Annotated in this window: 18 protein-coding genes; 11 read left to right on the forward strand and 7 right to left on the reverse strand. The window is 48.5% G+C overall.

The window, feature by feature from the left end:
• Positions 1-184: 184 nt before the first annotated feature.
• A complete protein-coding gene (locus ACXAD4_RS12985; protein WP_475241925.1) occupies positions 185-1,741 on the forward strand; it encodes a SulP family inorganic anion transporter in 1,557 nt (518 codons plus the stop codon).
• 75 nt (positions 1,742-1,816) lie between these two features.
• Here ACXAD4_RS12985 and ACXAD4_RS12990 read toward each other — a convergent pair whose 3' ends face one another.
• Entirely contained in the window at positions 1,817-2,269 is a 453-nt protein-coding gene (locus tag ACXAD4_RS12990) for a low molecular weight protein-tyrosine-phosphatase (RefSeq protein WP_475241926.1), read from the reverse strand.
• 29 nt (positions 2,270-2,298) lie between these two features.
• Positions 2,299-2,982: a DUF3313 family protein gene (locus tag ACXAD4_RS12995; protein WP_475241929.1), complete on the reverse strand. Its 684-nt coding sequence runs from the start codon at positions 2,980-2,982 to the stop codon at positions 2,299-2,301.
• A 167-nt stretch (positions 2,983-3,149) separates the two neighbouring features.
• Between ACXAD4_RS12995 and ACXAD4_RS13000 the strand changes: the two genes are divergently transcribed.
• The 3 genes from ACXAD4_RS13000 to ACXAD4_RS13010 all read left to right on the forward strand — a co-directional run bounded on the left by ACXAD4_RS13000 (position 3,150) and on the right by ACXAD4_RS13010 (position 5,157).
• A complete protein-coding gene (locus ACXAD4_RS13000; RefSeq protein ID WP_475241931.1) occupies positions 3,150-3,941 on the forward strand; it encodes an adenosylcobinamide-GDP ribazoletransferase in 792 nt (263 codons plus the stop codon).
• 11 nt (positions 3,942-3,952) lie between these two features.
• A complete protein-coding gene (gene cobO / locus ACXAD4_RS13005) occupies positions 3,953-4,558 on the forward strand; it encodes a cob(I)yrinic acid a,c-diamide adenosyltransferase (RefSeq protein WP_475241934.1) in 606 nt (201 codons plus the stop codon).
• A 164-nt stretch (positions 4,559-4,722) separates the two neighbouring features.
• Positions 4,723-5,157, forward strand: coding sequence for a phosphate-starvation-inducible protein PsiE (locus ACXAD4_RS13010; RefSeq protein ID WP_475241936.1), 435 nt, complete (start codon positions 4,723-4,725; stop codon positions 5,155-5,157).
• A gap of 483 nt (positions 5,158-5,640) precedes the next feature.
• Here ACXAD4_RS13010 and ACXAD4_RS13015 read toward each other — a convergent pair whose 3' ends face one another.
• Positions 5,641-6,966, reverse strand: a complete 1,326-nt coding sequence (locus tag ACXAD4_RS13015; protein ID WP_475241938.1) for an anaerobic C4-dicarboxylate transporter — start codon at positions 6,964-6,966, stop codon at positions 5,641-5,643.
• Positions 6,967-7,297: 331 nt separating this feature from the next.
• Positions 7,298-8,338, reverse strand: coding sequence for a metal-dependent hydrolase (locus ACXAD4_RS13020; RefSeq protein ID WP_475241941.1), 1,041 nt, complete (start codon positions 8,336-8,338; stop codon positions 7,298-7,300).
• Positions 8,339-8,528: 190 nt separating this feature from the next.
• On the opposite strand from ACXAD4_RS13020, the gene ACXAD4_RS13025 reads away from it, so the two are divergent.
• Positions 8,529-8,981 carry a CBS domain-containing protein gene (locus ACXAD4_RS13025; RefSeq protein ID WP_187460596.1) on the forward strand — a complete coding sequence of 151 codons (453 nt, stop codon included), beginning with the start codon at positions 8,529-8,531 and terminating at the stop codon, positions 8,979-8,981.
• 124 nt (positions 8,982-9,105) lie between these two features.
• On the forward strand, positions 9,106-9,513 hold the full coding sequence (locus tag ACXAD4_RS13030) for an ester cyclase (RefSeq protein WP_475241944.1): 408 nt from the start codon (positions 9,106-9,108) through the stop codon (positions 9,511-9,513).
• Between the two features lie 104 nt (positions 9,514-9,617).
• On the opposite strand, the gene ACXAD4_RS13035 is transcribed toward ACXAD4_RS13030, so the two are convergent.
• From ACXAD4_RS13035 to apbC, 3 genes are all read right to left on the reverse strand, one after another.
• Entirely contained in the window at positions 9,618-11,768 is a 2,151-nt protein-coding gene (locus tag ACXAD4_RS13035; RefSeq protein WP_475241945.1) for an AsmA family protein, read from the reverse strand.
• A gap of 189 nt (positions 11,769-11,957) precedes the next feature.
• On the reverse strand, positions 11,958-12,602 hold the full coding sequence (udk, locus tag ACXAD4_RS13040) for a uridine kinase (protein WP_475241947.1): 645 nt from the start codon (positions 12,600-12,602) through the stop codon (positions 11,958-11,960).
• A 206-nt stretch (positions 12,603-12,808) separates the two neighbouring features.
• Positions 12,809-13,900 (reverse strand): iron-sulfur cluster carrier protein ApbC, encoded by a 1,092-nt coding sequence (apbC, locus tag ACXAD4_RS13045; protein ID WP_475241949.1) that lies wholly within the window; start codon positions 13,898-13,900, stop codon positions 12,809-12,811.
• Positions 13,901-14,068: 168 nt separating this feature from the next.
• On the opposite strand from apbC, the gene metG reads away from it, so the two are divergent.
• The 5 genes from metG to ACXAD4_RS13070 all read left to right on the forward strand — a co-directional run bounded on the left by metG (position 14,069) and on the right by ACXAD4_RS13070 (position 21,835).
• Positions 14,069-16,120 (forward strand): methionine--tRNA ligase, encoded by a 2,052-nt coding sequence (gene metG / locus ACXAD4_RS13050; RefSeq protein WP_475241951.1) that lies wholly within the window; start codon positions 14,069-14,071, stop codon positions 16,118-16,120.
• 211 nt (positions 16,121-16,331) lie between these two features.
• Entirely contained in the window at positions 16,332-17,468 is a 1,137-nt protein-coding gene (locus tag ACXAD4_RS13055) for an AI-2E family transporter (protein ID WP_475241954.1), read from the forward strand.
• Between the two features lie 564 nt (positions 17,469-18,032).
• Entirely contained in the window at positions 18,033-19,406 is a 1,374-nt protein-coding gene (locus ACXAD4_RS13060) for a V-type ATP synthase subunit B (protein ID WP_107301443.1), read from the forward strand.
• A 3-nt stretch (positions 19,407-19,409) separates the two neighbouring features.
• On the forward strand, positions 19,410-20,033 hold the full coding sequence (locus tag ACXAD4_RS13065) for a V-type ATP synthase subunit D (RefSeq protein ID WP_107301444.1): 624 nt from the start codon (positions 19,410-19,412) through the stop codon (positions 20,031-20,033).
• Entirely contained in the window at positions 20,030-21,835 is a 1,806-nt protein-coding gene (locus tag ACXAD4_RS13070) for a V-type ATP synthase subunit I (protein ID WP_475241957.1), read from the forward strand. The genes ACXAD4_RS13065 and ACXAD4_RS13070 overlap by 4 nt, the downstream gene beginning before the upstream one ends.

The raw sequence follows: 21,835 nt of genomic DNA on the forward strand, positions 1-21,835 counted from the left end.
CACTGCAACTTTTCACTAATAACATTACTGACATCAAACTTTCTTACACTAAGTAACAAGCATGATGAATAATTTAGCTTGAAAGTTGAACTGAATCACAGATTTCTGTAGGATCCGCGACTTTGTAGCCTCAATAGCAAAGCTACTCCAATCAATCACCAGAGTCAGATCAAAACCTATAAGCATGTTTGAATTCCCACAATTTTCACGACAATCCGTCAAGAATGACGTTCTTTCGGGGCTCACTGTTGCCCTTGCCCTTGTACCTGAAGCCGTAGCATTTGCCTTCGTGGCGGGTGTTGATCCGATGGTTGGCCTGTACGCTGCCTTCATCGTTGGCTTGGTGACAGCTGTACTTGGCGGTCGTCCGGGTATGATCTCTGGTGCTACCGGCGCCATGGCCGTTGTTATGGTCAGCCTAGTCGCAGAGCACGGTATTCAGTACCTTTTTGCCGCCATTATGCTGGCCGGTGTTCTGCAAATCCTAGCTGGTGTATTCAAACTCGGTAAATTCATCCGCATGGTGCCGCACCCGGTAATGATAGGTTTCGTTAACGGTCTGGCTATCGTGATCTTCCTGGCCCAGCTGGGTCAGTTCAAAGTGCCAGATGCAACCGGTACTTTGCAGTGGATGCAAGGCTCTCAGCTTTACATCATGCTTGGCTTGGTTGCCCTGACCATGTTCATCATCCACTTCCTGCCAAAGCTCACCAAAGCCGTACCTTCTTCACTGGTAGCGATTATCACGGTAACTGTACTGGTTCACGGCCTTGGCCTTGATACCCGCACAGTAATTGATTTTGTGCGTTCAATGAGTGGCGATGTTAACGCCACCCTAGCCGGCTCATTACCAACATTTGCTATCCCAGAAGTGGGGTTCAACATGGAAACCCTGCGCATTATCCTGCCATACTCTTTGATTCTGGCAGCGGTTGGCCTGATTGAATCGCTACTGACCCTGACTGTGATTGATGAGATGACAGGCACCCGCGGTCAAGGTAACCGTGAGTGTGTTGGCCAGGGCGTGGCGAACGTGACGTGTTCTGTTTTCGGGGCAATGGGTGGCTGTGCGATGATCGGCCAGTCGATGATTAACATCAACTCTGGTGGCCGTGGACGTCTGTCAGGCATCACAGGTGCGGTTGGTCTTCTGCTGTTTATCCTGTTCGGTTCTTCGCTGATCGAAATCATCCCTCTGGCTGCGCTGGTTGGTGTGATGTTCATGGTTGTTATCGGTACCTTTGAGTGGGCAAGCTTTAAGATGGCTCGCAAAGTACCAAAACATGACTTCTTCGCTATTATCCTAGTAACTGGCGTAACCGTTGCATTTGACTTGGCATTGGCTGTTATCGTTGGTGTAATTTACTCAGCACTAGTATTTGCCTGGAAACATGCCAAGCACATCTACGCATCAAGCTATGTTGATGACAATGGCTCTAAGGTATACGCATTAGACGGGCCGCTATTCTTCGGTTCAGCCTCTAACTTCCTAGAGCTGTTCGATGCCAAGAATGATCCAGCCGATGTGATCATTGACTTTGCCAAGTCACGTGTTGCAGATCACTCAGCTATCGAAGCCATTGATACCATTGCAGAACGCTACGCCAACCAAGGCAAAACGCTGCACATCCGCCACCTGAGCCCTGAGTGCCGCTCGCTGCTGAAAAAAGCGGGTAACCTGGTGGAAGTGAACCTGATGGAAGACCCAACCTACAAGGTTGCGACCGATACACTGGGTTAATTACTTTGGTTAAATAAATATAAAAAACGCCTGCATTGATGAATGCGGGCGTTTTTTTAAGGCTGTTGAAAACCGTTATAGTCTATCGAGCAAACCATCGGACGCTTCTTCGACCAAATCAAGAACGTAGTCAAAGCCGCGCTGTCCGCCATAGTAAGGGTCCGGAATTTCTTCGACATCAGGCCGGCCGAATTCAAGAAAAAGCGCAAGTTTGCGATGCAGATGAGTGGGACAACTACGTTTTAAATCGCGCAAGTTATCGTTATCGGCAGCCAAAATCAGGTCAAACACTTCGAAGTCACCTTCTACCACCTGCCTGGCACGGATCCCCTCAAAGCTGTATCCCCTCGCCTCACCGGCGGCTCGCGCACGATTGTCTGGTAACTCACCTTGGTGATAACCAATGGTGCCGGCTGAATCCACCTCGATATCAAGCCCCCGCTCTGCAATCTTCGCTCGCAGAACGGCCTCCGCCGTCGGTGAACGACAGATATTGCCCATACATACCACCAAAATCCGCTGTGTCATTGTCACTCCTTAACCGCGTCTGACTACCATTAGCTTTGCTCGTTGCTCTTCGCAGTATAAGCACTCAAACGGATAAAATGGACTATGTCCTGGGTAAATCGGTCAACTGTTTCTTGGATTTGCTCGAAGCGTAACATTTCGCTGTCATTTTCCAGTACATCTTTGGCCAGTAATACACTTACCCGCTCAGCCAAAATCTCCTCGGTCTGGCTATCAAGCAGCTGAGATTCCACCAAAAGACGGACATTGCGATCCCTTGTTCCGAGCAGGACCTTGGCACCGCCAATCAAAGCACCATAGGGTAGGATTTCAGTGATTTTCAGATCCTCCATATCAGTACTGGCTCGACTTATCTCAACACGTAAAATCGCCGTTTTATCTCCCGGCTCATCAACCACAGGATCGCCAACAGAGAGCTCCTCTTCAAGCAACTGCTGCAGCCGCACTGAGACCCGCTCCAAGACTACCGGCGGGATTTGATTTACCGCTTGGGTGCGCTGATGAAGGCCTACGGGCTCAATGATCAATTGCTGATAGTCGGATAATCCCACTTGTGGAGAAACCCACTGCAATCCATTGGCATCTTCAATGTAGCTCACCTCCTCAAGCTGATGACTGTTTGTTGCCTTGATTACGGCCCTCTCGTCATCAGTTGGTAAACGGCTTGAACACCCCACCGATACCAAACAACATAAAACCACCAACCAACGCATAACCTTTCTCCCACTGATTGAACTTTACAGTATGGTATGCTCTTTGTGATTTATTTGCTAGTCACTACGATAACATTTAACACTTTTTTGCTCCTGCACTGTACTGGTATCCAAACAGCAGTTGAAGTACCGTATTGGTTTTCGTATTTTCAGCAAGGCCGCTAACCATGTCGCTCACTCTTTCGGCGCTAAAACAACAAGGGCAAATTTTCCTGATCGCACTCGCTTTCTTTACCCGTATTCCCATTCCAGCAGATACCCCCTATTCTCCAGAACTGCTGAACAAGGCCAATCGCTATTTCGCCTTGGTTGGGCTGATAGTCGGTCTGATCAGTGCGACAAGTTTTTGGCTGGCGCATCTTTTATTGCCCGCCTCAGTTGCCGTTATCTTTGCCATGGCTGCAAGCTTGCTGCTGACCGGGGCATTCCATGAAGATGGACTAGCAGATGTGTTCGATGGGTTTGGTGGTGGTTGGCAGCCAGAGCAAAAACTGGAGATAATGAAAGACTCTCGCCTTGGCACCTATGGCGCTGCAGCACTGTTTGTTGTTCTTGCGATGAAGTGGGCAAGCCTGACAGCCCTAGCAGAAATATCCCCTATCATTACCGCCTTGGCACTATTCTGTCTCCATGGGTTAAGCCGAGCGGTTGCTGCCAGTCTTATCTTCAGCTATTCCTATGTTCGCCTCGATGAGCAAAGCAAGGTTAAGCCTCTGGCAAATGAGCAAAGCCAACAAGATTTGTGGGTTTTAATTATCACTAGTTTCTTTATATTACTGTTTTTGCCACTGCCAATGGCACTCATGCTCACCATCGCCCTGCTACTGGTTCGCTATGCTTGTGGCCACTGGTTTACCCGGCAACTAGGGGGCTATACAGGAGATTGTCTTGGCGCATGTCAGCAACTTGCTGAAATCACAGGTTATCTGATCATATTGGCAATGGTAGCCCAACAATAAAAAGGATCATCATGGTAGATCAAACCCAAAAAGACAGCCGTTACAAAGCCCGTCAGCAAAAAGTCAAAGCAGAAATAGATGCCAAAGTCGCCTCTGCGCAAGAAGAGAAGGGCCTATTCCTGATCATTACCGGTAATGGCAAGGGTAAATCAACGTCAGGTTTTGGCACCATCGCTCGTGCTGTCGGGCATGGTCAGAAATGTGGCGTCGGCCAATTTATCAAAGGCACCTGGGACTGTGGCGAGCGTGCTTTGCTCGAACAACACGATGTTGATTTTGCCGTCATGGCAACAGGCTTTACTTGGGAAACCCAGAATAAAGAGTCAGATACAGCAGCGGCCCAAGCCACTTGGGTGGAGTGTAAAAAAATGTTGGGAAGTGATAGCTATGATGTCATTCTTCTTGATGAACTGACCTATATGGTGACCTACGGCTATATTGAACTCGCTGAGGTCATCGAAGCCATTAACAACCGTCCAGCATCGCAATCTGTGATAGTTACAGGCCGTGGCGCACACAGGGAACTTATTGAAATGGCTGATACTGTTTCCGAAGTTCGTAATGTAAAACATGCCTTCGAAAGCGGTGTAAAAGCCCGTAAAGGAGTGGACTGGTAGCAGGTAAATCAGTTGGAAGTAGCCACCTATTACTTGGTGGTGGCTGCTTTTTCATCTCGACCTTTGTCACATTTTTTACTTGACCCTTGGCAAGAAAAAGCCAATATTTGGCTCATAACAGGTCTATTTTTCTAGACCCATTACAAGTCTTACAAGGGACACAAATGCCTTCACATTTACCAAAAAAATTCAGTGAGATATTCCTCAAACTGTTCCATATTCTCGAAGCTATCTTGCTAGTTGGTATCACCTTGGCCACCTTGGCTGCCATGATCAATGAGTTCATTGTGATCTATACCAACCGTCAGATCGCACTGACAGATATCTTGCTGATGTTTATTTATCTTGAAGTGCTGGCCATGGTTCAGCAGTTCGTTACCAACGGCAAGATCCCGGTCCGTTACCCAATCTATATTGCGATCATGGCGATAGCCCGATACATCACCCTCGGCATGAAAGAGCTAGATGGTGTCTATATTGTCTGGCTATCGGTTGCCGCCTTTATCTTGGCTGCTGCGACTTTGCTCATCCGCCTCGGTCACCATTACTGGCCTTACGAAGATGCCGAAGAGCCCGGCTATCGTAATTCGCACGACTAAAAGTAAAGGGGAGTGAATATTCACTCCCCTTTTTCAAATACGATTCTAATCTTGGTGCGATTGAGACTTCTTGGATTTGCCCAGCTTGTTCTTGTAGTAAGCCTCAGCTTTTTTGACGACTTTGTTATGCATTTTTGCACGAAGCGACTCGAAGTCTGTCACCGTCAAAACCCGTTTTAAACTATTAATTTCTGCCTCACCAATTTCCTAGATACACTCAACCATCACAATAGCGGTTAATAACAAACCGCCAAACCCTAACGAAATAAGATACTTTTTAATCAATTATATACTCAATTAATTGCTTGGTTGAATATTTTTTATCGCGATTTACATAACTTTAATTACTCAATTCATTTCAATATACATAAAAAAAGCCAGTGACCAAGGTCACTGGCTTAAGTTTAAAATTTACGCATTATATTAATTGCGCTGACAACCCTCTGAATCCTGCATCTTAAGTTAACTTGGGTATATTATTTTTTAAACAATCACTTGTGCTATCGTGTAACCAAACGCACAGGCTGAAACTACACCAATCAAACCCGGTACCATGAAGCTGTGATTGAAGTACCATTTACCAATCTTGGTCGTACCGGTGACGTCGAAGTTACAGGTCGCGATATCCGATGGGTAGTTCGGAATGAAGAAGTAGCCATACGTTGCAGGCATCAAGCCAATCAGTAACGCTGGGTTCAAGCCCATGGCCATCCCGACCGGCAGCATCATACGTGCAGTTGCCGCCTGGCTGTTAACCACTACAGAGACAATGAATAGCGCTAGGGCAAAGGTCCATGGGTAATCCTGAACCATCTCAGTAATGCCCGTTTTGAATGAAGGCATTGCATACTGGAAGTAGGTATCACTCATCCAGGCAATACCAAAAATAGCAATAGCCGCCACCATACCCGATTTGAACACGACTCCTTCAGGGACTTTCTGCACATTAGTGCGAGTCACCAATAAAATCAGACCACCGAATGCCAGCATCATCATCTGGATGATCACCGACATCGGGATCGCCTTGGCACTGTCGCCAATGGTACGAATTTCAGGCACCATCGCAACCACGACAATGGATACCAAAGCGAGGATGAAAAGTAGCACTGCATGTTTGGCTGACTTAGGTAGCTTTTCGTCCAGTGATGTCGCTGTAGTATGCAGAATTTTATCTTTCCATAGCGGATCGCGCAGACGGCGCTGGTACTCAAGATCTTCAGACAAATCCGCTCCACGGCGCAAGCTATACAGTGATAGCAGGAAGGTACCAAGCAGAGTCGATGGAACGGTAACCATCAGGATAGTCAACAGGTGAATACTCTCCTGCACACCAGATAGCTGAGCAAGATAGTAAACAACCGCCGCCGAAATAGGACTCGCCGTGATGGCCAACTGGGAAGCAACAGAAGAAGCTGCCATAGGACGCTCAGGACGAATGCCATTCTTCAATGCCACATCACCAATAATCGGCATAATAGAGTAAACCGCATGGCCGGTACCCAACATAAACGTCATGGTGTAAGTAACCAACGGACCGAGAAAAGTCACACGCTTAGGGTTGCTACGTAAAATACGCTCAGCCACCTGTAGCATGTACTTAAGACCACCAGCAGCCTCCAGAATAGACGCACAAGTAACCACGGCCAAAATAATCAGCATAACCGTAATTGGCGGTGAGGTCGGTGGCATCCTGAAGATAAAGACCTCTATCAACAAACCAAGACCTGATACCACACCCAAGCCAATACCACCAAAACGGCTACCTGCGTAGAGCACCAATAGGAGAAATAAAAACTCCAAGTACAGCATATTCGCTATCTCCCTATATCGAAACATCTACCCCATAAGAGGTAGTTAATTGAAATTGGGAGCATAATGGCAGTATGAAACTTGTAGCTATTTGATACTTATCAATTTCTACTAGTTATTTTCTGCAGGTGAATTGAAGTGTGAATAACAGCGTATAAACGCTGTACGCTAAGCGAAAAGTGGCTACACAAACCGTACTAGTGACAAACCTGATATTAACCTAACCGCTACATTTTTATCGTGGCACAAATAAAAAATGGCTGATGAGGCAATTATTTCTACCTCATCAGCCATTTACGTTTCATTTATTTAACGTCTTATATTTAACGTCTTATCGACTCGCTAGCGGTACGTTAGGCTTTGGGCACTCAGACACATGACACAAATTGGCATCGATATCTTGATTCCCGAGTAATCGCAGCCACAGATTAGGAATCTGTGCCAGTCTGCCCCTTGGGCTTTCAACCCTCACAGGATCGATACTTGTCCACTCGCCATCCTTTTCCGCCAATGCGAACTGGAAAGCTAGCTGCTCCCCCATCCCCAACCGTAAATCTGACGCTACCAAGTTTGACTGGCGCAGCTCATACTTGATAAATCCACCCGTGAAGTGCTCAAGCATTTGTTGGTGGTCTGAAGCTAGCTCTTGCGGCCAAGCTCCCAAAGGCTTTTGCAGAAAATCTATCTCTGTATCGCCGTCCAGTACCGAGGATAAGCCTTCGTAATAATTGTCTTGGCCTTTCACCACTACTCGCCACAGCACAGTGTTAAATGGTGTCGGGGTAATAAAGACTGGCTGTCCGGCAAGCGGCGTGCCTTGTAGTTGCTGCTCTACACGACTATCAATAACATTCATCGCACTGACCGACCAAACGATATACAGCGTCGAAACCGCAAGCCCTGCGCGACATAGGTTAGCGATACGATCACGCCACAACAAGCTAGCCAAAATGACAAGCAATAACGGGATAGTGTAAAGCGGATCGATAATAAACAAGCTCGGCACGGCTATCGGCACATTGATCGGCCAGAACAACTGGGTACCATATGCGGTCATTGCGTCAAGCAGCGGGTGGGTAATCAAACAAGCTGCAACCAACAGCCAAAGATGATTGAAACTAAAACGAGTTGGCCGCCATTTTTGCCATAACCAGCTAAGTAGAAAAGAAAACGGCAGAAGCACAAACAACGAGTGGCTGAAGCCACGGTGCTTCACCATGTCCGAGACAGGATCACCATAGCTAATAAGCACATCAAGATCTGGCAGCGTGCCCAGAGCCGCACCTGCCAACAAAATCTTCGGAGAACACTTCCTGCCTGCTACTGCACCGGCGACCACAGCCCCCAGTGCCGCTTGTGTTACTGAATCCACAATCATTCCTTATTCTTTTTGTGAGCCGCCACCTTAGCAGAGCTATTAGTAGCTACGCAACAAGTTACAAAATTGTTTACATATGAAAAAGACTTGTTCTGAAAACTAGGTTTTGCTCGCAGATCGACAACGTAATATTCGCTACGGTAAATCAGGCAACACCCATCAACTTTGATAAAAGGAAGATGCAATGCCAACAAAAGTCTCGGAATACATGACACGCAAAGTCATCACTACCTCCCCAGAAACCGGCCTAAGAGAAGCCTTCTTTTTGATGCGCGATGAAAATATCCGCCACCTCCCCGTTGTTAATGATGACGGAGAACTAGTCGGGATTGTGAGTGACAGAGAGCTTCGCCGCCCGGGTTGGGTCGATGAGTCGCCAGAAATCGGCCATGAATACCACCTGACGGATGAGTGGCACATTAGCGATGTGATGATCCGGGATATTGTCCATGTCCGCACTTACGACACACTAACAAAAGCCATCAGTACCGTGCTGGACTTCCATGTCGGCGCCGCCCCAGTGCTGGACAAAACGGGACAACTGGTCGGCATGCTGTCGGCTATCGATCTGTTAAAAGCCTTCCAGGATATTCTGGAAAGCCAGAAATCTGCCAAGAAGAAAAAGCAGCTCGCATAGCCAATAAATCAGAGCCCTACATGGCTGTAGGGCTTGATAACTCCCTTCTTCCTTCTGCCTAGCAAACCAGACTCAGATATATCGTCTATCTTTACCTGTGAAATCCATCATTGAGTATGTAGCGATGACTCTAGCAATCACTGAGTATGAACGGATATGGATCGATGGGCTGAATCAAGGAACAGTCTCTGGCGCAGACCAAGCTTTTGCAGCGACAGGCATCATTCACATAGCTGGTGCTCCATCCCCCAGCCTGTCGGTTTCAGAATTCAAAAATCTAGTCCAAGGATTGTTAACCGCGTTTCCGGATTTACACTTAACGGTCGATGACCAAGTCGTCTCTGGTGACAAAGTCGCCACAAGGTGGACGGCCGTCGGTACCCATACCGGACCTTTTGGGGATACCGCCCCGACAGGGCAACCGGTCAAATTTGAAGGCCTAATATTAGACCGAGTCGTTGACGGGTGGGTCGTAGAGCGGTGGGAGCAATGGGATCAAATGGGTATGCTCCAACAAATAGGTGTCGTCTGATCCCCCAATCAATACACCGCAATTTCCAGTACTTAAAGTAATATCAAAAAACAAGGAGAGCAACGGCTCTCCTTGTTCATGGTTATGGGTATCCGATTAGCGCTTTAATTGAAGAGCCCTTTGAGCAGCTTGTCTGCCGCCTTCTTGATATCCTCGTTTTCAGCTTTGTCACCCAGCAGCTTCTCGAGGCCACGCTCTACTTCGCGCTGTGCCTTCTGCTCAAGCTCATTGTTCTGCTTCAGCAGCTGAGCAATATTGAGTGAGAACGCAGGCTCACTCCAGTTGCCTTTGACATCAATCGGCACGGTAAGATCGGCGACTTCATCAATATCTTTACCGCCCTGCCCTTTACTGGTGGCAACCACAGAGGTATTTACCGCAAAATCGATAGTTTCATCGACCAGGCTGGTCGAGCCATTGCCGTTAATGCGCAACAATGGTGAGTCGATATCAAGGTTATTAGTCGAAGCGACACCTTTACCCAAGTTGATAGTCGACGACATCGCGGAGAAATCCGTCTTCTTCTCCTCTTTGATGTATTCCGCCTTTTGGCCTTTCAAGGTTGCACGGGCCTCACGGATCATCTCCGGAATATTCACACCATAGATGGCACCATCGGCAAAACGAATGTCCACCGTACCGGCGATATTCTCGCGAATGCGTTTTTCGGCTAGTCCGGTGCCCGATACATAAACCGTAATATCACCGCTACCGGCCAAAGTATCATTTTGCGCTACATCCACCAGCAAAGGCTGAACTTGTACGCCTTTGATCTTCTTGGTTACACGGTAGGTTGGCAGCTTCCCGTTAGCATCGATTTTAGCTGTGGTATGAATAGTGCCCTGATAAAGCTTGGCATCAAGACCACTCAGATCAAACACACCATTTTTCACCGTCATCGCCAGCGTCACATCACTCAAATGAGCATTCGCAGCTTTGAATTGGCCAACCGTAAGTTTACCGGCCAGATCGAGTGTTTTCAGTACGCTCAGATCAGGCTCTTGGCCTTTTTGCTTGCCATTTTCAGCACCTGAATTAACCCCGCCTGCTGGCTGCGACTCTCCATCACCTGCCTGAGATGAAGCACTCTCATTGCCTGTACCAAGGAAAGCGTCAACATCAATGTTGTCTGAAGACAAATCAAAACGGATCACCGGAATGTCTGCTGACTGGAATGAAGCATTACCTGCCAAAGCCAGTTCATCAACGGTTGCCTTAAGTGATGGCAGCTCAGCCAATCCATTCTCTAGCTGGTACTTGGCATCAGCCTCAAGGCCAATTTTCATTTCAGGGCGCGGCAGGCTGGCACCTTTAGCATCAACGCTCACCTTGGCCGCTTTCAAATCAATGACCTTAACTGCTTCATCCACCATTAGCTGGGTAGAGCCCTGGGTGTTGAAACTCAAGTCCGGTACCTGGCCTTCAATGGCAAACTCAATCGTTGACCATTCACCCAGCTTAAAGCTGTCGAGTGAGATGTTGGCGTTGCGGATATCATTAACCGCATCTTTAGCGCTGGCCTTCAGCGACAATGCTTTAAGCTCAGCGCCATCAAGTGCCTCGGCAATCAACAGCTCCGTTTGGCCTTCGGCACTGAAGTTCAGCTCACCCGCGCTGCCGGCAATATTAAACTTCGCAGCCGTCCACTCACCCGGGGCAAATTGGTCGAGGGAGAAATCAAGGCGCTCAACTTCTGTTTGGCTACCTGCTTTGTCGTCAATGATCAGCGCACTGGCATTGTTGATTTCCACACCAGCCAAGCTGATCTGCCAGGCTTGTTGTTCCACTTGGGGTACGGGTTGATCTGTCTCTGTAGGTGACGGTTCGGCCACTGACTGATCAGCAGCAGAACCTGTTTTATCTTGTCCTGACAAGCCATCAAGGTTGCTGACACCATTTTCGAGGGTTTGGATAAACACCCGGCCACCGAGCAAACTGACATTGCCGATTTCCAGTTGTTGGGAAAACAACGGCGTAACAGAGACGGATAGCTCTGCCTGCTCGAACTGAGCAAGATTAGGCTCGGCAAAGCCCTGCGGGTTACGAAATTCTGTTTTGCCAATATCAAATCCGATACTCGGGAAGAAGCGCCAGCTAATGTCGCCTTCGATCACCAAATCGCGGCCAGTTGCTTTTTTTACCTGTTCAGCAATCATCGGCTTGAACTGGTTGGGATCAACCAGCGATACCAAGGCCGCAATACCGACAACGACAACAACAAGTATCGCCAGTAAAGCCATTATTATTTTTTTCATTACATCCCCATCTTTCATCCATGCTCATCAATCGAGCCTAGCGCAAAGTAATCTGATCCCATTGTGGCATATAGCCCAACGACTTCAAGTGATTGAAGTCTATACCCAACATACAGACGCTATGTTTTTTCCAGGTAAAAAAATAGGCAGCGTAATGCTGCCTATTTTATTTATTGGTCAGAGCTGACGTTAAGCGCGTAGCAGCTTGGCAATGTGTGCTTTCAGTACGTCAATCGCGATACGGTTTTTACCGCCACGAGGAACAATGATGTCTGCATACTGCTTAGATGGCTCGATGAACTGCATGAACATCGGGCGAACTGTCTTCTGGTACTGCTCAAGAACAGATTCCATTGTACGGTCACGCTCAGCGACGTCACGCTGAAGACGACGAAGCAAACAGATGTCTAGCGGCGTATCCATGAATACGCTGGCGTGCATGATTTCACGCAGGCGAGGATCAGTCAGCAGCAGGATACCTTCCAGGATGATCACCTTCTTCGGTGTCAGCGTGGTGGTTTCAGCCATACGCGTGTGCTCGCTGTAGCTGTACTGAGGAACTTCCACCGCTTCACCGCGGATCAACTGCTCAAGGTGGTCACAAAGTAGGTCGTGATCCAAGGCATTTGGGTGGTCGTAGTTGGTCTTTACCCTTTCATCCATGCTTAGGTGGCTTTGATCGTTGTAGTAGCAATCTTCCGTGATAACACCGATCTGATGATCGCCTACTTTTTCTTTTAGCTCTTTATAAACTGTGCTGGCAATCAGACTTTTACCGGATGCAGAGGCACCTGCAATACCGATAATAACGCATTGGTGAGAGTGTTCAGACATATCAGAAAGCACCTGTAAAACAACGTGGCGTAGTGGACAAACCGTAACAAAAAGCCCACGTCCCATCACTCACTGTGTCGGGAAGTGGCTCAAATAGGCATAAATAAACCGCCTGATTATAGGCAGATGTAGGGGCAGATGCCAGTAAAAAAGCGGCATCCGCCACGTTTGCTCAGAAACTCTGCAAGTTTGAGCGAAGCAATGGTTTACATTGTACGAATTGTGATCTGCTCGACCACCGGGGTGCCCTGCCAATACAGGCGGCTGGCCACAGAGCCGGCCAACTGGATATAGGCCTGCGCCTGCTCAGAGTCAGGTGATGCCGCAACTGTCGGTTTACCGTTGTCGATATCTTCGCGAATTTTAATATGCAGTGGTAACTGGGCTAGCAATGGGACCGCATATTCCTGCGCCATGCGCTCAGCCCCGCCAGTACCGAAGATAGGCTCGTGGTGACCACAGTTGCTGCAGATGTGGTAACTCATGTTCTCGACCACACCCAATACAGGCACGTCGACCTTATTGAACATGCTGACCCCTTTGATAGCATCAGCCAGTGCCAGATCTTGCGGTGTGGTCACAACGACTGCGCCGGTAACTGGGATCTGCTGGGCCAGTGTTAGCTGGATATCACCAGTACCCGGCGGCATATCGATAACCAGATAGTCCAGATCCGGCCACCAGGTCTCGGCAATAATCTGGGATAGCGCTTTTGAAGCCATCGGGCCACGCCAAATGGTCGCGCTGTCTGCGGGTACCAAATACCCGACCGAGTTGGTATATAGACCGCATGACTCAATCGGCATCATCATTTTACCGTCCGGAGACTGGGGTTTCTCATCGACAGTCCCCAGCATCATTGGCACAGATGGGCCATAGATATCGGCATCCAACAGGCCGACTTTGGCCCCTTGGGCTTGCAAACCTAACGCAAGGTTAACCGATGTGGTCGATTTACCCACCCCGCCTTTGGCAGAGCTCACCACAATAATGTTCTTAACGCCATTGAGTGGCTGCTTATCACCGGCGGCCAATGGTGCCACACGGCAGGAAATATCGAAATGAATGTCACTGGCAATATGATGGAGTTTTTGCTGGGTAATGATCCATTGCTCTAAAAGCTCTGCAACTTGGCTGGCGGCAAAAGGAAACGTCACCGATATTTTACCGTCAGCCGACACCGACACCACATTGGTCGTCTCGGCCCACTCTTCGTGTAGCCAAGGGTGTTCAAACTGGTTCAACCAACGGCAAATATCTGCCACGCTTTCGAAACGGGTAATTGAGTCATTGCTCATGATCTTTTAGCGCTCCACATTTATTGTTTACCTACATCCTAACACCGATGCTTATTTAGCGCCCCATTTTACGGTGATTTACAGCAGATCCTCCTAGGCAAGGTGCTATCCATCAGGTAGTATTTACAGCTACGTTTTTATTACCCATCACGAGCGAAATAAGACATTATGGCTGCAAATCCAAGAAAAATTCTGGTGACCTGCGCCCTACCGTACGCTAACGGTTCTATCCACTTGGGCCACATGCTTGAGCATGTACAAGCGGATATTTGGGTGCGCTATCAGCGCCTTCGCGGCAACGAAGTTCATTTCATCTGTGCAGACGATGCACACGGTACTCCAATCATGCTTAAGGCCCAGCAGATGGGTATGGAACCTGAGCAGATGATTGCCGAAGTGAGCAAAGAGCACCAGGCTGACTTTGCTGGCTTCGATATTAGCTTTGACAACTACCACAGCACGCATTCTGAAGAAAACCGTGAGCTGGCGTCATACGTTTACACCAAGCTAAAAGAAAACGGTTACATCACCAACCGTACTATTTCTCAGCTGTTTGACCCTGAGAAAGAAATGTTCCTACCGGACCGTTTCGTTAAAGGTACTTGCCCTAAGTGTAAGTCTGAAGATCAGTACGGTGACAACTGTGACAACTGTGGCGAAACCTACAGCCCAACAGAGTTGATCAACCCGAAATCAGCTGTTTCTGGCGCAACACCTGTTATGAAGGACTCTGAGCACTTCTTCTTCGACCTGCCTCAGTTCGAAGGCATGCTGAAAGAGTGGACCAAGTCTGGTGCCCTTCAGGATGAAACGGCCAACAAGATGCAAGAGTGGTTCGAGTCTGGCCTACAGCAGTGGGACATCTCTCGTGACGCACCTTACTTTGGTTTTGAAATCCCAGGTGAAACTGGCAAGTACTTCTACGTATGGCTAGATGCACCTATCGGTTACATGGGCTCATTCAAGAACCTGTGTGACAAGCGCGATGACCTGAACTTCGACGAGTTCTGGAACAAAGACAGCTCTACCGAGCTTTACCACTTCATCGGTAAAGACATCGTTTACTTCCACAGCCTATTCTGGCCTGCAATGCTAGAAGGCGCGGGTTTCCGCAAGCCTGACAACGTTTTCGTTCACGGCTACGTCACCGTAAACGGTGCCAAAATGTCTAAGTCTAAGGGTACCTTCATCAAAGCAGGTACTTACCTAGAGCACCTAGACCCAGAATGCCTACGCTACTACTACGCAGCGAAGCTGAATAGCCGTATCGATGATCTGGATCTTAACCTTGAAGACTTCACCCAGCGCGTAAACAGCGACGTGGTGAACAAGATTGTTAACCTGGCATCTCGTAACGCGGGCTTCATCGCCAAGCGCTTTGACGGCAAGCTGTCTGACAACTTCGCCGAGCCTGAGCTATACGCAGAGTTCGTTGCTGCTGCAGATCGTATCGCAGAGCTTTACGAAACGCGTGAATTCAGCCGTGCTATCCGTGAAATCACGGCACTGGCTGACAAAGCTAACCAGTACGTTGACGAAAAAGCCCCTTGGGTTGTGGCTAAGCAAGAAGGCAAAGATCAGGAACTACAAGAAATCTGCTCGGTAGGTATCAACCTATTCCGCGTACTGATGACTTACCTGAAACCTGTTATGCCTCAGCTAGCTGAGCGTACTGAAGGCTTCCTGAACGAAACGTTGACTTGGGATGGCATTGCCCAGCCGCTAACTGGCCACGAAGTGACTAAGTTCAAGGCGCTGTTCAACCGTATCGATGCCAAGAAAGTTGAAGCTATGGTTGAATCTTCAAAAGAAGATGCAGCAGCAGAGATGGCGGCGAAAGAAAAAGCAGAAGCGGCTAAGACTGAAACTGAGCTAAGCAAAGAGCCTATCGCAGACGAAATCGAATTCGATGATTTTGCCAAGGTTGACCTGCGTATTGCTAAGATCGTGTCTTGCGAATCTGTGCCAAAGGCTAACAAGCTACTGAAGCTTGAGCTAGACCTAGGCGGCAAAACTCGCCAGGTATTTGCTGGTATCAAGTCGGCTTACAGCCCTGAAGACCTGATCGGTAAGCACACTGTCATGGTGGCCAACCTGAAGCCGCGCAAGATGAAGTTCGGCATGTCTGAAGGTATGGTGCTGGCAGCGGGCCCTGGTGGCGAAGATCTGTGGATCCTTGAGCCGCACGAAGGCGCTAAGCCAGGCATGCGCGTTATGTAAACCGCCTGTCTTAACAGACACCAAATACTAAACCAGCTCACTTGAGCTGGTTTTTTTATATCTGTTGAGGGCTAAATTTTTATTTCTGCGACGGAATATAAAACAAAGCCATTTATAGTTAATGAACATACTTTACGTATAAGGCCACGGATAAAGCCGATTTGCAGGCAGGACATTTTCACCTTCGTTGATCACCCAAGAGGGATACACATTGAATCGCGATGATAATGAAAACCTAAAGCAAATACTCTCTAGTGCGTTCACGGCCTCATTGATCCGTTTCTCCGTTATCGCATTTATTGTCTTGGTGTGCTTTTGGGCATTCTTACCCTTTCTGCCAATTTTAATGTGGGCGCTAGTGCTTGCGATTGCGCTATTCCCTGCCCGAGTGTTTCTGGAAGCAAAGCTGGGTTGGTCTGCAGCCCGCATAGCAACACTCATCGCGATTATCGGTGTGCTTTTGCTTGGTATCCCGACAGCCATGGTGGGTAACTCTTTTGCATCAAAAATATTTGGTGCCTACGAGTCCTATGAGGCTGGAGCTCTGGTCGTTCCTCCCCCCTCTGATAGCGTCAAAGAGTGGCCACTCGTCGGTGAAAAGATGCATGTAGCTTGGGGTGAGGCCGCTGCTGATTTACCCCGCTTCATAGAAAAACGTCAACCGCAACTAAAGAGCCTATCCAGTTGGTTTGTCGATAGGGCAAGCGGCGCGGCAAGCAGCGTATTCCTAATGATTGGAGCCATTATTATCGCCGGTATCATGTTGGCCTGGGCCGAACCTGCCACCCGCTCTATGCGGCGGATCTTCATCAGTTTTTCCAACAACGAAATAGGCCCGGAGTTACATCAACTCACCACGGCGACACTTAGACAAGTTGCCATAGGAGTCATAGGTATTGCCTTCCTTACTGCCATGGTCTTTGGTGCGACCGTTGCACTTGCTGGTGTACCCGCAGCAGCGTTATTTACCTTAATTGCTTTGATGTTCGCCATTATGCAACTACCTGTCACCATTGTGGCCCTTGTTGCTGTTGGGATCTTATGGTCAAGCGGGGAATCATCGGCCATACACAACACGATATTTTCAATCCTAATCATTGCAGCAAGTCTGGTTGACAACTTCCTGAAGCCAATGATTCTTGGTAGGGGGTTGGAAGTCCCGATGCCTGTTGTCTTGATTGGTGCAGTTGGCGGCATGATGTCAGGTGGCATATTAGGAATGTTTATTGGTGCTGCTTTTCTTTCTGCCGGATACCAAGTTTTCATGAAGTGGGTAGATTCAGAAAGCGATAGCGCGATTACTGACACAAAAAGCAACCAGCACAATAGTAATGAGTCGAATTCCTAGCACTTCAACGACACATCATTTTGTCAGTGCAAAACCTATAACCTCACCCAAAGGCGCTATTTGTCGAAAAAATCACCATGTGAGGGTTTTCAGCCCGACCCATTTCATTAACTTTTTTTACATGTGTTAAAAGATAAAATAATGGTGATATCTAATTTTTCAGTTTTGAAAACTGCAAGGTGGATCGCAAAAAGAAAAAACAATTGCTGAAGCGAATTTTCATAGTGATATACGCATTTCAAATATAAACCATCACAATCAATCAGTTAGCAAATTAACGCTTTACACTTCTTTGCTATCGAATAAACCGATACCCATGATTTATCCGATAGATTGACTCGAATATCCCGATGTGACCGAAATCATTTGTTACAATTTGATATCAATTGAAACAACAGATTAGTACCAAATGAACTACATCCGCATAACCTTAGTAATTGTGCTTTGGATTTTTTCCCTGCCTTGGATGGGCAGGTAATTCACAAGCGGGCCAAAAAATGAGCGCAAGAAATTAATAGTTCTCATTGAAACACTCATCCCCCAGGCAGTTATCAAGGTATTGTGATGCCACAGAGTCTATTACGTTACACCAACATACTCAGTATCGTTGGTGATTTGATCAGGGTAGAAGTACCCAATCTCTCCTCGAGCAATGCGAAGGCCAAGTACGGCGATCTTGCGATGATTGAGCAAAACGGTGAAAACTACTCGCTTGCCCAGATCATCAAAATCGACAACGAAGAAGTCTCCCTTCAGGTCTTTGCTGGTTGTAAGGGTCTATCGACCAATGCCGCCGTTTGCTTCCTTGACCAACCGATGCAGGTTACCTACTCACCAAACATCCTAGGTCGTATCTTTAACGGTGCCGGGCAACCCATTGACCATGGCCCCGAGCTAGAAACAGACCCTAAAGTCGAAATCGATGGACCTTCAGTTAACCCGGTCCGCCGTACACTGGCAACCCGTATGGTGCGTACCAACGTGCCGATGATCGATGTATTCAACACCTTGGTTGAATCACAGAAAATCCCAATTTTCTCTGTTGCCGGTGAGCCGTATAACAAATTCCTAGCACGTATCGCGATCCAGGCGGAAGCCGATGTCGTGGTCTTCGCTGGTATGGGGCTTATCTATGATGACTACCACTTCTTCAAAACCCAGTTTGAAGAGGCCGGTGTATCATCGCGTACCATCATGTTCGTCAATCAAGCCTCGGATCCAACCGTAGAGCGCTTGCTTGCGCCAGATATGGCGCTGTCGGTCGCCGAGCACTTTGCCGTTGACGAAAGCAAGAAGGTATTGGTATTGCTGACCGATATGACCTCCTATGCCGACGCCATGAAGGAAATCGGCGTTTCGATGGACAAGATCCCAGCCAACCGCGGCTACATGGGTGACCTTTACTCGCAGCTTGCCAAACGCTACGAAAAAGCCTGTGACTACAAAGGGGCTGGCTCTGTCACCCTACTGGCAGTGACTACCATGCCGGGCAATGACGTAACCCACCCGGTTCCGGATAACACTGGCTATATCACAGAAGGACAGTTCTACCTCCACGATGGCGTCCTTGACCCATTCGGCTCCCTGTCCCGCCTTAAGCAGATGGTGGTGGGTAAAGAGACCCGTGAAGATCACAGCGCCATCATGAGCGTGATGATCCGCTTCTACTCCGACTCCGTTGAAGCCCAGCAGAAACAGGCTATGGCATTCGAACTGTCAGAGTATGACAAGAAGACGCTGAAATTCGGCAAGTACTTCAAGGACAACTTCATGACGCTAGATGTCGACATGAGCCTTGAAGATGCACTGGACTTTAGCTGGAAGATCCTCGCGGAATGTTTTGATCCGGAAGAAACCCTGATCAAAGACAGCCTGCTGGAAATGTACTGGCCTTATCCAGAACAGTTGGATCTGGAAGCGGAAACAGCAGGGGAATAATCCATGGCAAAGGTAGCACTTAACAAAAGCTCGCTAAACAAGCAAAAGCGGAGTTTAAAAACTTACAACCGCTACCTGCCTGCGTTGGAACTGAAGCGTCAACAATTAATGCTGGAGCGTAAGAAAGCCGAGAGCGCTTTGCAACAAGCCAAACAGCGCGTCGCCGATTTGCGCGCCGTGGTTGAGCAAGCTATCCCGATGCTCGCGTGCAAGGAAATTAACGTCAATAACCTAGTCAAGGTCACTGACGTCAAGCTTGCCACCCAGAATATTGTTGGCTGCCGGGTCCCAGTCGTCGAGTCTATCGATGTCGAAGTGACCCCATACAGTTATCTTGCCCGCCCGCACTGGGTCGATAGTGTGGTACGTCAGCTGAAAGAAATGGTTCGTTTACGTGTTGAGCTGGCCGTTTACCAGCAGCGTTATGAATTGATCAGCGATGCCACCCGGATCACCAGCCAGCGTGTGAACTTGTTCTCGAAAGTGCTGATCCCTGATACCCAAGAAAGTATCAAGCGGATTGGTATTTATCTATCAGACCAAGAACGCGCGGCGGTAATGAACGCCAAACTATCGAAGCAAAAAGTGCTGGCTCAGCAAGAGAAAACGCAGGGAGGCCAATCATGAGTATCAAACAGTTAAAACGGTTAACACTCGGTGGCCAAGCCTCTCGCCGGGAGGAGATCCTGATCGCTTTGCAGGCGTTGGGATGCATGCACCTCATTCCTCTTAGTCAGGATGATGCCGATGCCAACCATGCAATGGCGATGCAACAACCTTCAGACGCTAGCGAGGCACTCGCCTGGCTGAGCCGCGTCGAGCGTCGGCGCCGCCCGGTCAAGGACAAGGATTTGGTTGATGTCGATGAATTGGTCGCACAGATTCTCGAGAACAAACGCCATATCCGTGAGCAGCAGGACAAGCGCGACTTGCTTAAGGAACGCCTGCAGTTGCTTCGCCCTTGGGGGGAATTTGAACTGCCTGATATCAGCACAATCAAAAACTTGCGCTTCTGGTTTTACCTACTGCCATTGAAAAAGCTGTCTGCGATGTCAGACGTAGAGCTACCTTGGCAAGAAGTGCACCGTGATCAGAAAAACGCCTATGTTGTCATTGTGTCTGAGTTCGAACCCGATCCCGCGTTGCTTCCGATCGACCGTTCCCACATTGGTGGCAATAGCCTGTCCAAAGTCGAGGAACACCTCGAGATTGCCGAACAGCACCTTGAGGACTTGATGGCAGAGCGTGAAGCCCTGACCCGTTGGATCTACCCGCTGAGTCAATCACTGGCGGCAAGCCAAGACAAGGCAGAACTGCTGCTTGCTTCATCAGGTGTCCAGGACGAAGGCGAGTTCTTCCTTATTCAGGGATGGATGCCTGCCGATGCCCAAGACGCAGTGATAGAAATGGCTGATGTCTATGGTTCTGCGGTGTTGTTCGAAGATCCCAAGGATGAGGACCAACCACCAACATTACTGGAAAACTCCGAGCTTACCGGTGGTGGTGCAGAAGCAATGGGCTTCTTCCAAACGCCTAACTACCGTGCCTGGGACCCGGGTAACCTGGTGTTCTATTCATTCTCATTGTTCTTCGCAATGATCATGAATGATGCCATGTACAGTGCCATCCTCGGCCTGATCATCTTGTTCTTCCGTGAAAAGTTTGATGCTTCAGAAGAAGGCAAACGACTGAAGAACATGGGCTTGTTCATGTCTGGGTTAGGTATTTTCTGGGGTGTGCTGGCAGGTAGTTACTTTGGTATTTCACCAAGCGAAGGCAGCTTCTGGGACTTCTTCCACATCATCGATATGAACGATTACAACGCCATGATGCGGCTTTCGGTCTTTATCGGTGTCATGCACCTGATCACCGCCAATGTGATGACGGCCTATATCAACCGCACCCACAAGCGAGCGTTTGCACCTCTTGGTTGGGCGGCCCTGATGTTTGGCGGCATGTTGATGTGGTTCGGTGTGACGGGTGCAGTCTGGAGTTGGTTCGGCAAAGGACTTGGCGGACTGCTGATGCTCGGTGGCGCTGGACTTGTCTGTGTATATAGCAGCGACCGACCAATCAACAGTCGCAAGGACATGGCATTGCGGGTACTCGATGGTGCCAAGGCAATTTACAACATTACCAGCGCCTTCGGTGACATCCTGAGCTACATGCGTTTGTTTGCGCTTGGCCTGTCAGGTGCATCGCTGGCAATGACCTTTAACTCACTTGCCGGCCAAGTTGTCGAAGCCCAGCCAGTCTCTGGGGTACTGTTTGGCGGCCTGATCTTATTGCTTGGCCATATCTTGAACTTCGCACTCTGTGTCATGAGTGGTGTGGTTCACGGTATGCGCCTGAACGTTATTGAATTTGTTAACTGGGGACTATCCGACGAAGGATACCCATTCAAAGCTTTTCGGAAGAAAGAGGATTAA

This window comes from Photobacterium sp. AWH4_225 (assembly GCF_056158405.1).